Genomic DNA, 11,717 nt, shown 5'->3' on the forward strand with positions numbered 1-11,717 from the left:
GAGCCGGTACCGACGCCGCCCCGGTGTGGGCCGGACGGTTCAGCCGCCCATCGCGGCTACCACCGAACGCGGGCGCAGGTCGGTCCAGTTGGCCTCGATGTACTCGGTGCACTCCTGCTTGCTGCCCTCCTCGCGCACCTGCTGCCAGCCGTCCGGGCGGCGTATGCGGGCGGGCCACAGCGAGTGCTGGTTCTCGTCGTTGACCAGGACGACAAAACGGCCGTCGGCGTCGTCGAACGGGTTGGTTGCCATGGAAGTCACCTCTGTAGGTCCGTGGAACAGGTCGGTACAAGGGGGGCGCCACCGCACCGCTGCCTCGACGCTAGGCGTCCCGCCCCGCGACATCGGGCAGCAGGGGCGGCAGATGGGCGGCATTCCGGCGCCGCGCGGACAAGGCGCCGGGCCGGTCAGACCGGCACGCCCGCGACCTGGCGGGCGCGCGTGACGGCGACTCCCGCGGCGACCGCCGCGGCCCGCACCGAGCCGAGCGCCTCGCGCAGCAACTCCGTGCGCAGCTGGGGCTGGTCGGCCAGCTCGGGCCGGTCGGCGTCGAGCAGCTGCACCGCCGCCTCCAGCACCGCGAACTTCGCCTCGCCCACGGGCTCACGGCGATCGGCCTGGGACATGGCCTCGCGCAGCGCCGCGGCCAGCAATTCGTCCGGGGCGGCGACAGGGGCGATCTGGGACATGGTTCCACTCCTTCGCAAGGTACGGATTACGCCGGCCACCCGCGCGTGCGCATTCTCGACGTTCATTTCGCTCGCGTCCGCCGGCTGTGCGGGCGTGTGCCGGAATGTCGCCGCGACCGTGTTTCCTTCGCGCCCTTCACACCGGTGCGGCGCCGGAAACCGACTGTACGCCGGGCTGGGAACCCCGCATCGACGGGCAGGGACAACTGCCGCCCGGCTGCCGCCTCGGGCGCCGGTGAGTCGCGTACCGCGTTCCTACGATCGATGGCGAAAGGAAGTTCCGAGCCATCCAGGACTTCCTTCTTTCATTGACATCCCATGATGTGGACGAAGTGATGACACAGCCCGCGGAATTGGCGCCCCGAGACCCATCCGGGCCGCTGGACGTCGTGGTCACCGGACTGCCGTCCGATGCACACACCTGGAATCTCGTGTTCATGCAATTGCTGCTCGAAGACCTCGGACACCACGTCGTCAATCTGGGGCCGTGCATCGCGCAGGACGAGATCGTCGAGTCGTGCTGCAAGTACCAGCCCGACCTGCTCGTGGTGAGCAGCGTGAACGGCCACGGGTTCCACGACGCCGAGCACCTCGTCCGGGCGCTCCGGGCGCGCTGGGAACTGGCCGGGCTGCCGGCCGTCGTCGGCGGCAAGCTCGGTGTCCGGGGTGCCGAGGGGCAGGACGGGAACCGCCGGCGGCTGCTGACCGCGGGCTTCGACGCGGTGTTCCACGACGAGCAGGGCCTGGCGCCCTTCGAGGCGTTCGTCACCGCGCTGGCGGCGGACCGGACCCCGCCCGTGCCGACCGGGTCCCGGGAAGGAGCGGCGCAGTGACGTCCTTCGGACGGTTCGTGGCCGCCGCCCGCGCCCGGGGCGCCCTCGTGGTGCAGCCCCGCATGGGCTTCTCGGAACCCGCCCGGATGCGCGCCGGGCTGCTCGCCACCAAGCACGCGGCGGACGCGGTCGCCGGCACCCTCACTATCGACAGCTACACCCGCGTCGGCGACGAACCGGCCGCCGTACGGGCCCTCAACGCGGACGTCCCACTCAACGGCTACCCCATCACCTCCTACAGCCCGCACACCTCCCACTGGGTCCTGGACGGCATCCCCGACTCGACCTTCCCCGTCCAGGTCAGGCACGGCTCGGCGAGTCCGCAGCGGATCGTCGCCGCGCTCGCCCGGCTCGGCCTGACCGCCACCGAGGGCGGCCCGGTCTCCTACTGCCTGCCCTACGGCCGCACCCCCCTGGTCGACTCGGTGCGCAACTGGCAGGAGGCCTGCGAGCAGTTGGCCGCGCTCCGCGCCGAGGGCGCCGAACCACACCTGGAGAGCTTCGGCGGCTGCATGCTCGGCCAACTCTGCCCGCCCGGACTACTGGTGGCCATCAGCGCTCTGGAAGGGGTCTTCTTCCACCGGGCCGGACTGCGCTCCATCTCCCTCAGCTACACCCAGCAGACCAGCCCCGAGCAGGACCGGCAAGCGGTCCGCGCGCTGCGCCGCCTCGCGGCCGAACTCCTCCCCGACACCGACTGGCACGTCGTCGTCTACACCTACATGGGGGTCTACCCCCGCTCTCCGCATGGCGCCCGCGCCCTGCTGGAGCGCTCCGCCGAACTCGCCATCCGCGCCGGCGCCGACCGGCTCATCGTGAAGACCGCCGCCGAGGCCCACCGCATCCCGACCGTCGCCGAGAACGTGGAAGCCCTCCGCGTCGCCGCCCGAGCAGCCGCCCGCACCACGACGACGGCATCCGCCGACGCTCTCGACACGGCTGACAATCCCGTCTATGCCGAGGCCCGCGCCCTCGTGGACGCCGTACTCGACCTGGACGCCGACCTCGGCAGCGCGCTGCTCAAGGCGTTCGAGCGCGGCTACCTCGACGTCCCCTTCTGCCTGCACCCCGACAACGCCGGCCGCACCCGCAGCCACATCGACAGTGCCGGCCGGCTCACCTGGTCGGACATCGGGGCCCTGCCCATCGGCAGGGTCACCGGACAGCGCGGTGCCCGGCTCACCGCCGCCGGCCTGTACGACGCCCTGACCTACGTACAGCGCCGCTACGACCAGGCCCCCGACCCCCGCTCCGCTCCCGGCCCGCAGCGCGTCGCCGCCGACGAGCACGCCCACGACCTCCTGGAGGTATGACCATGACCGTGACCACCCCCGAGGCCGTGGACGAGGTACCGGCGCCGTTCCCGTTCTCGCCCGACGCCCACCTCACCGACCCCCGCACCCGGGCTACCCTGCGCGTGCAGAGCCGTATGCTCGCCGCCACCCGCGCCTTCCTGACCGCACACGGCTTCCAGGAACTGCTGCCGCCTCTCATCGGCCCGGTCACCGACCCCGGCATCCGCGGCTCCAAGCAGGTGGACGTCGACTTCTACGGCCACAAGTACAAGCTGATGACGAGCGCCATCCTCTACAAGCAGGCCTCGCTGCTCGCCTTCGACAAAATCTTCTACATCGCGCCCAACGTCCGCCTGGAGCCCGTCGAGACGGCCGTGACCCACCGCCACCTCGCCGAGTTCCACCAGATCGACGTGGAGATACGCGACGCCCGCCGCGAGGACGCGATGCACCTCGCCGAGCAGCTCGTCACCCACGTCGTCACCGACGTCGTCGCCTCGATGCCCGCCGAACTGGACGTGCTCGGCCGCGACACCGACACCCTGCGCCAGGCCGTTGCCGACGCCTTCGGCCGCGTCGGGCACGCCCAGGCCACCGCCGACCTGATCGCCGACGGGCACCCGCAGGACCCCGCCGCCGAGATCGACTGGCAGGGCGAGGAGATCGTCTCCGCCGGCGCCAACCGCCCCTTCTTCATCACCGACTACCCCAAGGGATCCCGCGGGTTCTACGACAAGGAGGACCCCGAGCAGCCCGGCGTACTGCGCAACTTCGACCTGATCGCCCCCGAGGGGTACGGCGAACTCGCCAGCGGCAGCGAGCGCGAGCACGACTACGCCACCCTCGTCACCCGGATGCGCGAGACCGGCGAGAACCCCGCCAAGTACGGCTGGTACCTGGACCTGGCCCGCCGCGGCATCCCCGCCAGCTCCGGCTTCGGCATCGGCCTGGAGCGCTTCACCCGATACGTCACCGGACGGCAGGCCGCCTGGCAGGCCAGTGCCTACCCGAAGCTCCCCGGGGTGGTGTCGGCGTGAGCACCGCACGCGTCGCGAACGGCTTCTCCGAGGAACAGGTCCGCTCCCGCGCCCGGCACGGCGCCGCCGCCGTCTTCCCCGCCGAGCCCGGCTAAGGCAGCGGGCTGCTCGGCGCCGACCCGGCACCGTACGCGCCGGACCCGGACGACGACCTGGAGCGCATCAGGATCGTCCCGCCGGTCTTCATGCCCGAGCGCCTGAAGAAGCTCATCGGCCTCGGCCGCGAACCCCTCTACAGCGACGTCGAACTCGAGACGACCATCGGCGAGTTCACCAGCCGGCTGTCGCTGTACGTCTCCGCGTTCGGCTCCACCCAGGTCGCCAGCCACGACCCCGGCGAGGCCTTCGCCCTGGAGACGCGGACGCTGACCAGCGCGGTCGGCAAGTACCACGTCAACGCCCTCGACCTCGAGGACCTGCTCCTCCCCGCCGCCTGGCGCACGCCACCGGCGGCACCCGGCGCCGCCTGACTCGGCACCGTGCCCTCGCGCTCTTCCACGCCGCACACGCGCTTCCTCAGTCGTGGCCGCACCGGTTTCCGGCCCGCCGCGAGACCCGTGCAGACCCCGAACTTTCGAGAATGGTGTCGAGAAGATGTCTCACCAACACCCCACCCAGACCACCACCCCCGTCGACAATGACGCCTACAACGAAACTGCCGTACGGCTGCCGGAGGGCGCGCTGCACGAGCTGTTCGCCGCCCAGGCCACGCGCACCCCGGACGCGGTGGCGCTGGTGTGTGAAGGCCGCGAACTGACCTACCGGGCACTGGATCGGGCCGCCGACGCCCTCGCGCACCGACTGACCGCCCGGGGCGTGCGCCCGGGAGACGGCGTCGGCCTCTTCCAGGACCGCTCCCTCGCCTACGTCGTGGCCGTCCTCGCCGTCCTCAAGACTGGCGGCTGCTACGTCCCCCTCGACCCCCGCCAGCCTGAGGAGCGGCGCGCGTTCATCCTCGCCGACACCGGCGCGGTCCTCCTCCTCACCGACCGCGACGAGCACGCCACGGCCTTCGCCGGCACCGTGCCCGTCCTCCGCCTCACCGACGACGTCACCGAACCCGCCGAACACGAGCCACCCCTAGAAGTCCCGGTGTATCCAGACCAGTTGGCGTACGTGATGTACACGTCCGGGTCGAGCGGGACGCCGAAGGGTGTGGCGAACACGCACCGCAATGTGGTGGAGCTGGCGTTGGACCCGTGGTGGGGTGCGGGGGAGCGGCATCGGAGGGTGCTGGCGTACTCGCCGCTAGCGTTCGACTCCTCGACGTACGAGCTGTGGGTGCCCCTCCTCAGCGGCGGCACCGCCGTGATCCTGCCGGTGGCCAAGGTCGACGTGGCTGAACTCGGCGATGCTCTGACCCGCCACGGCATCACCGCCGTGTACTTCACGACGGCGCTGTTCGACGCGATGGCGTCGGAGGCGGTGGGCGCGCTGGCGGGTCTGGAGGAGATCTGGACCGGGGGTGACGTGCTGTCGGCGCCGGCGTTGCAGCGGGTGCTGGACGAGTGCCCGGCAACGACGGTGGTGCATGCGTACGGGCCGACGGAGTCGACGGTCTTCTGCAGCTACCAGGTCTTCGGGCCCGGCGAGCGGGTGGTGGAGCGGCTGCACCTGGGTGTGCCGATGGCGAACACCCGGATGTACGTGCTGGACGAGGGGCTGCGTCCGGTGGTGCCCGGTGTGGTGGGCGAGTTGTATGTGGCGGGCAGCCACCTCGCCTGGGGATACGTCGGGCGGCCGGGGCTGTCCTCCGAACGCTTCGTCGCCGATCCCTTCGGTCCGGCCGGTGAGCGGATGTACCGCACGGGTGACCTGGCGCGGTGGAACGAGCACGGCGAGGTCGTCTTCGAGGGCCGGGCCGACCAGCAGGTGAAGCTGCGCGGTTTTCGGATCGAACCCGGTGAGATCGAGACGGCGTTGGTCGCGCACGAGTCCGTCTCGCAGGCCGCGGTGATCGTCCGTGAGGACCGCCCCGGCGACAAGCGCCTCGTCGCCTACGTCGTCGGGGCGGTAGACGCCGACACCCTGCACGGCCACTGCGCGGAACGCCTCGCCGAGTACCTGGTGCCCTCCGCCTTCGTCGTCCTCCCCGAGCTGCCGCTGACGGCCAACGGCAAGCTCGACCGGCGCGCCCTGCCCGCACCGCAGGCGGGCGGCGCCGCGGGCCGGGCCCCGCGCACGCCCGCCGAAGAGGTGCTGTGCGGGCTGTTCGCCGACATCCTCGGCGTGTCCACGGTCTCCATCGACGACGACTTCTTCCGCCTCGGCGGTCACTCCCTGCTCGCCACCCGGCTCGTCGGCCGCGTCCGCAGCGCCCTCGCGACTGAGCTGTCCCTGCGGGACTTCTTCCAGTACCCGACCGTCGCCCGCCTCGCCGAGCACATCGCCGGCGGCGCCGGCACGGCCCCGCTACCCCAGCTCACCGTCGCCCCGCGCTCGGACGACCACCTGCCGCTGTCCGCCGCCCAGCGGCGGCTGTGGTTCCTGGACCAGATGGAGGGGCCCTCCGCCACCTACAACATCCCGCTCGCCGTCATCCTCGGCGGCGCCGTGAACCCCGAGCTGCTGCGGCAGGCCCTCGGCGACGTGATCGCCCGCCACGAGGTGCTGCGCACCAGCTACCCCGTGCACGACGGCGAGCCCCGGCAGCACATCACCCACCCTGACGAGGTGAACGCCCCGCTGACCGTCGCCGACGTCACCGAGGACGAGCTGCCCGACCGGATCGCCGAGGAGTCCGCGCACCTCTTCGACCTGGCGACCGAACTTCCCCTGCACGCGGCCCTGTTGCAGCTCAGCCCGGCCCGGAGCGTGCTGGTCCTGGTCGTGCACCACATCGCCTCCGACGGCTGGTCCAACATCCCGCTGATGCGGGACCTCGGCACCGCCTACACGGCCCGCGCCGAGGGCACGGCGCCGAGCTGGGAGCCGCTGCCGGTCCAGTACGCCGACTACGCGCTGTGGCAGCGGGACCTGCTCGCCGAGCACGAGGAGACGCAGCTCGACCACTGGCGTGCGGCGCTCGCCGCACTGCCCGCCGAGTCGACCCTGCCGGCTGACCGGCCCCGGCCCGCCGTCGCCTCCTACCGGGGCACCACGCACACCGTGCACTGCCCGAGCGAGACCCACCAGGCGCTCACCGCGCTCGCCCGGGAGTCCGGCGCCACGCTCTTCATGGTGGTGCAGGCGGCCACGGTCGCCCTGCTCTCCCGCTCCGGCGCCGGCACCGACATCCCGGTCGGCTCCCTCGTCGCGGGCCGTACCGACGAGGCTCTGGAGGACCTGGTCGGCTTCTTCGTCAACACGCTGGTCCTGCGCACCGACGCGGGCGGCGATCCCACCTTCCGCGAACTCCTCGACCGGGTACGCGAGACCGATCTGGCCGCCTGGGCGCACCAGGACCTCCCCTTCGACCGGCTCGTGGAGGCCCTCAACCCGGAGCGCTCCGCCGCCCGCCACCCGCTCTTCCAGGTCATGCTCACCCTGGCCGAGGCCGCCGAACCCGCCCCCGCGCTGCCCGGCGTACATGCCGAGACCGGCCAACCCGGCATGGGCACCGCCAAGTTCGACCTCACCGTCAACTTCTACGAGCACCGCGACCGGACGGGTCGCCCGAACGGCCTCGACATAGTCCTGGAGTACGCCACCGACCTGTACGACCCCGCGACGATCGAGACGGCCGCCGACCGGCTGACCCGGGTCCTGGACGCCGTGATCACCGACCCCGACGTCCGCGTGGCCGACATCGAGCTACTCACCCGCGACCAGCGCCGCGCCCTGCTCACCGACTACAACGACACCGTCGCCACCCTGCCCACCGGCGCCCTGCACGAGCTGTTCGCCGTCCAGGCCACGCGCACCCCCGACGCGCCGGCGCTGGTGTGCGGGGAGCGCGAGCTGTCGTACCGCGCACTCGACCGTGCCTCCGACGCCTTCGCCCGCCGCCTGGCCGGCCTCGGTGTCGTCCCCGGCACCGCCGTGGGCCTCTTCCTCGACCGGTCACCGGAGTACGTGGTCGCCGTCCTCGGCGTCCTCAAGGCGGGCGGCGCCTACGTGCCGCTGGACGCCCGCCAGCCTCGGGAGCGCCTGGCGTTCATCCTGGCCGACACCGACGCCACCCTCCTCGTCACCGACCGGGACGCCCCGGCCGAGGGCCTGACCCTGCTGTCCCCGCCGGACGTCCCCGCCCTGCTGGCCGAGGCCCACGCCGAGTCCTTCCAAGTCCCGGTGTATCCAGACCAGTTGGCGTACGTGATGTACACGTCCGGGTCGAGCGGGACGCCGAAGGGTGTGGCGAACACGCACCGCAATGTGGTGGAGCTGGCGTTGGACCCGTGGTGGGGTGCGGGGGAGCGGCATCGGAGGGTGCTGGCGTACTCGCCGCTAGCGTTCGACTCCTCGACGTACGAGCTGTGGGTGCCCCTCCTCAGCGGCGGCACCGCCGTGATCCTGCCGGTGGCCAAGGTCGACGTGGCTGAACTCGGCGATGCTCTGACCCGCCACGGCATCACCGCCGTGTACTTCACGACGGCGCTGTTCGACGCGATGGCGTCGGAGGCGGTGGGCGCGCTGGCGGGTCTGGAGGAGATCTGGACCGGGGGTGACGTGCTGTCGGCGCCGGCGTTGCAGCGGGTGCTGGACGAGTGCCCGGCAACGACGGTGGTGCATGCGTACGGGCCGACGGAGTCGACGGTCTTCTGCAGCTACCAGGTCTTCGGGCCCGGCGAGCGGGTGGTGGAGCGGCTGCACCTGGGTGTGCCGATGGCGAACACCCGGATGTACGTGCTGGACGAGGGGCTGCGTCCGGTGGTGCCCGGTGTGGTGGGCGAGTTGTATGTGGCGGGCAGCCACCTCGCCTGGGGATACGTCGGGCGGCCGGGGCTGTCCTCCGAACGCTTCGTCGCCGATCCCTTCGGTCCGGCCGGTGAGCGGATGTACCGCACGGGTGACCTGGCGCGGTGGAACGAGCACGGCGAGGTCGTCTTCGAGGGCCGGGCCGACCAGCAGGTGAAGCTGCGCGGTTTTCGGATCGAACCCGGTGAGATCGAGACGGCGTTGGTCGCGCACGAGTCCGTCTCGCAGGCCGCGGTGATCGTCCGTGAGGACCGCCCCGGCGACAAGCGCCTCGTCGCCTACGTCGTGGCCACCGGGGAGACCCGCGTCGACACCGACGGCCTCCGCCGGCACGCCGGTGCCGCGCTGCCCGAGTACATGGTCCCGACCGCCTTCGTGGAGCTGGACCTGCTGCCGCTGACGGCCAACGGCAAGCTCGACCGGCGTGCGCTGCCCGAACCCAGGCTCGGCACCGGGCCCGGTGGCCGGCAGGGTCGTACGCCCGTCGAAGAGGTGCTGTGCGGGCTGTTCGCGGACGCCCTGGGACTGCCCGCGGTCTCCATCGACGACGACTTCTTCCGCCTCGGCGGTCACTCCCTGCTCGCCACCCGGCTGGTCAGCCGCATCCGGCACACCCTGGACGCCCGGGTGTCCGTACGCGACCTGTTCCGGCACCCCACCGTGGCTCGGCTCGCGGTGTTCATCGCCGACGGCACGGACGCGGACCGGCGCCCGGCGCTGGTGGCGGGGGAGCGGCCGGAGCGAGTGCCGCTGTCCGCCGCCCAGCGGCGGCTGTGGTTCCTGGACCAGATGGAGGGGCCCTCCGCCACCTACAACATCCCGCTCGCCGTACGGTTGACCGGCACGCTCGACGCCGACGCGCTGCACCTCGCCCTGGGCGACGTCGTGGCCCGGCACGAGGCGCTGCGGACCGTCTTCCCGGCCGAGCAGGGCACCCCGTACCAGCGGATCCTGCCCGCCGAGCAGGCCCGGCCCGCGCTGGCGCTGATCCCGGCGACCCGGGAGGCACTGCCGGCGGTGCTCCGCGACCTGTCCGCCACCACCTTCGACCTGGCCCGCGAACTGCCGCTGCGCGCCGACCTGTTGCAGGTCGAGGACGACGAGCACGTGCTGCTTCTCGTCACCCACCACATCGCCTCCGACGGCTGGTCCAACACGCCCCTCATGCGGGACCTGGCCGCCGCCTACACGGCCCGCGCCGAGGGCACGGCGCCCGGCTGGGAGGCGCTGCCGGTCCAGTACGCCGACTACGCGCTGTGGCAGCAGGCGTTGCTCGCGGCGGACGAGGAACGGCAGCTCGACCACTGGCGGCGGGTGCTGGACGGACTGCCGGAGGAGGTGACGCTGCCCGCCGACCGGGCCCGGCCCGCCACCGCCTCGTACCGGGGCGCCTCGCTGACCGTGCGCTGCCCCGCCGGCCTGCACGCCTCGCTCACGAAGCTGGCCCGGGAGAGCGGCACCACCCTGTTCATGGTGGCCCAGGCGGCCACCGCGGCCCTGCTGGCACGCTCCGGTGCCGGCAGCGACATCCCGATCGGTTCCCCGGTCGCGGGCCGGGGCGAGGAGGCGTTGGAGGACCTGGTCGGGTTCTTCGTCAACACGCTCGTGCTGCGCACCGACGTCAGCGGCGACCCGACCTTCCGCGAACTCCTCGACCGGGTGCGGACGACCGACCTGGCGGCCTGGGCGCACCAGGACGTGCCGTTCGACCGGCTCGTGGAGGCGCTCAACCCGGAGCGGTCCGCCGCCCGGCACCCGCTCTTCCAGGTCATGCTGTCGGTCACGGACGCGACCAACCCGGTGCCCCAACTGCCGGGTCTGCGCGGCGATTCGGAGTTCACTACCCTCGACATCGCCAAGTTCGACCTCACCTTCACCTTCCACGAGCGCCGCGCCCCCGACGGCGGCCCGGCCGAACTCGGCATCACCGTCGAGTACGCCACCGACCTGTACGACCCGGCGACCGTCTCCGCCGTCACCGCCCGCCTGGTGCGGCTGCTCCAGGCCGCCGCCGACACCCCTGACGCCCCGATCGGATCCCTCGATGTCCTGGCCGACGACGAGCGGGCGCGGCTGCTCGACACCTGGCACGGCACCCGGCAGGTCCGCCCGGCCGCCGCACTGCCGGAGCTGTTCGCAGGGCAGGCCGCCCGCACACCGGACGCAGTCGCTCTCGCGCACGGCCAACAGCATTTGACGTACGCCGAGTTGGACCGGCGTGCGAACCGGCTCGCCCACCGGCTGATCGCCGAGGGGGTGCGGCCCGGTTCCCGGGTGGCGCTCTTCCAGGAGCGCTCCCTGGAGGCGGTCGTCGCGATCCTCGCCGTCGTCAAGGCCGGCGCGGTGTACGTGCCGCTGGACACCCGCTACCCGAAGGACCGCATCGACCTCATCGTGCGCATGTCGGGCGCGGAGGTGTTCCTCACCGACCACGACCTGAGCGGCTTCGAGCTGCCGGACGGCGCCCGCGCCGTGTCGGCGACCGACCCGGCCGGCCCGTTCCCCGACACGGCCCCCGAGGTCACCGTCCACCCCGACCAGCTCGCCTACGTCATGTTCACCTCGGGCTCGACGGGCGTGCCGAAGGGCGTCGCCATCACCCACCGCAACGTGGCCGAACTCGCCCTCGACGACCGCTTCACCGGCGGCGCCCACCGCCGGGTCCTGCTGCACTCGCCGCTCGCCTTCGACGCGACGACGTACGAACTGTGGGTGCCGCTGCTGTCCGGCGCAACCCTGGTCGTCGCCCCGCCCGGCCTGCTGGACACCGCCGCGCTGACCCGGATTCTCGCCGAGGAGTCCATCACCGGGTTGTGGCTGACGGTCGGTCTGTTCCGGCTGGTCGCCGAGGAGGACCCGGCCGCCTTCACCGGCCTGAGCGAGGTGTGGACCGGCGGTGACGTGGTGCCGCCCGAGGCGGTACGGCGGGTCATGGACGTCTGCCCGGACCTCCAGGTCGTCAACGGCTACGGCCCCACCGAGACCACCACCTTCGCCACCTCCCAC

At 72.4% G+C, this 11,717-nt stretch carries 7 protein-coding genes; 5 read left to right on the forward strand and 2 right to left on the reverse strand.

The annotated features are described in order from the left end of the window. Positions 1-39: 39 nt before the first annotated feature. On the reverse strand, positions 40-252 hold the full coding sequence (locus C1I97_RS20725; RefSeq protein ID WP_111004719.1) for an MbtH family protein: 213 nt from the start codon (positions 250-252) through the stop codon (positions 40-42). 155 nt (positions 253-407) lie between these two features. Further along, entirely contained in the window at positions 408-689 is a 282-nt protein-coding gene (locus C1I97_RS20730; RefSeq protein ID WP_111004720.1) for a hypothetical protein, read from the reverse strand. A gap of 437 nt (positions 690-1,126) precedes the next feature. Here C1I97_RS20730 and C1I97_RS20735 point away from each other — a divergent pair, with 437 nt between their 5' ends. From C1I97_RS20735 to C1I97_RS20755, 5 genes are all read left to right on the forward strand, one after another. Further along, complete coding sequence (locus tag C1I97_RS20735) at positions 1,127-1,522, forward strand: cobalamin B12-binding domain-containing protein (RefSeq protein ID WP_258382664.1); 396 nt, start codon at positions 1,127-1,129, stop codon at positions 1,520-1,522. Next, positions 1,519-2,835 carry a methylaspartate mutase gene (locus C1I97_RS20740; RefSeq protein ID WP_111004721.1) on the forward strand — a complete coding sequence of 439 codons (1,317 nt, stop codon included), beginning with the start codon at positions 1,519-1,521 and terminating at the stop codon, positions 2,833-2,835. Before C1I97_RS20735 ends, C1I97_RS20740 begins: the two co-directional genes overlap by 4 nt. A gap of 2 nt (positions 2,836-2,837) precedes the next feature. Further along, on the forward strand, positions 2,838-3,854 hold the full coding sequence (locus C1I97_RS20745; RefSeq protein ID WP_309147815.1) for an asparagine synthetase A: 1,017 nt from the start codon (positions 2,838-2,840) through the stop codon (positions 3,852-3,854). Between the two features lie 185 nt (positions 3,855-4,039). Next, complete coding sequence (locus C1I97_RS20750; RefSeq protein WP_111004723.1) at positions 4,040-4,324, forward strand: hypothetical protein; 285 nt, start codon at positions 4,040-4,042, stop codon at positions 4,322-4,324. A 124-nt stretch (positions 4,325-4,448) separates the two neighbouring features. Continuing rightward, on the forward strand, positions 4,449-11,717 hold a 7,269-nt coding region (locus C1I97_RS20755), incomplete at its 3' end, for a non-ribosomal peptide synthetase (RefSeq protein WP_111004724.1).

Source organism: Streptomyces sp. NTH33, assembly GCF_003236365.1.
Lineage (GTDB): Bacteria > Actinomycetota > Actinomycetes > Streptomycetales > Streptomycetaceae > Streptomyces.

Coding starts and splice junctions, on each gene's coding strand:
- C1I97_RS20725 (WP_111004719.1), bottom strand. CDS start 252: ATGGCAACCAACCCGTTCGACGACGCCGACGGCCGTTTTGTCGTCCTG.
- C1I97_RS20750 (WP_111004723.1), top strand. CDS start 4,040: ATGCCCGAGCGCCTGAAGAAGCTCATCGGCCTCGGCCGCGAACCCCTC.
- C1I97_RS20745 (WP_309147815.1), top strand. CDS start 2,838: ATGACCGTGACCACCCCCGAGGCCGTGGACGAGGTACCGGCGCCGTTC.
- C1I97_RS20730 (WP_111004720.1), bottom strand. CDS start 689: ATGTCCCAGATCGCCCCTGTCGCCGCCCCGGACGAATTGCTGGCCGCG.
- C1I97_RS20735 (WP_258382664.1), top strand. CDS start 1,127: ATGCAATTGCTGCTCGAAGACCTCGGACACCACGTCGTCAATCTGGGG.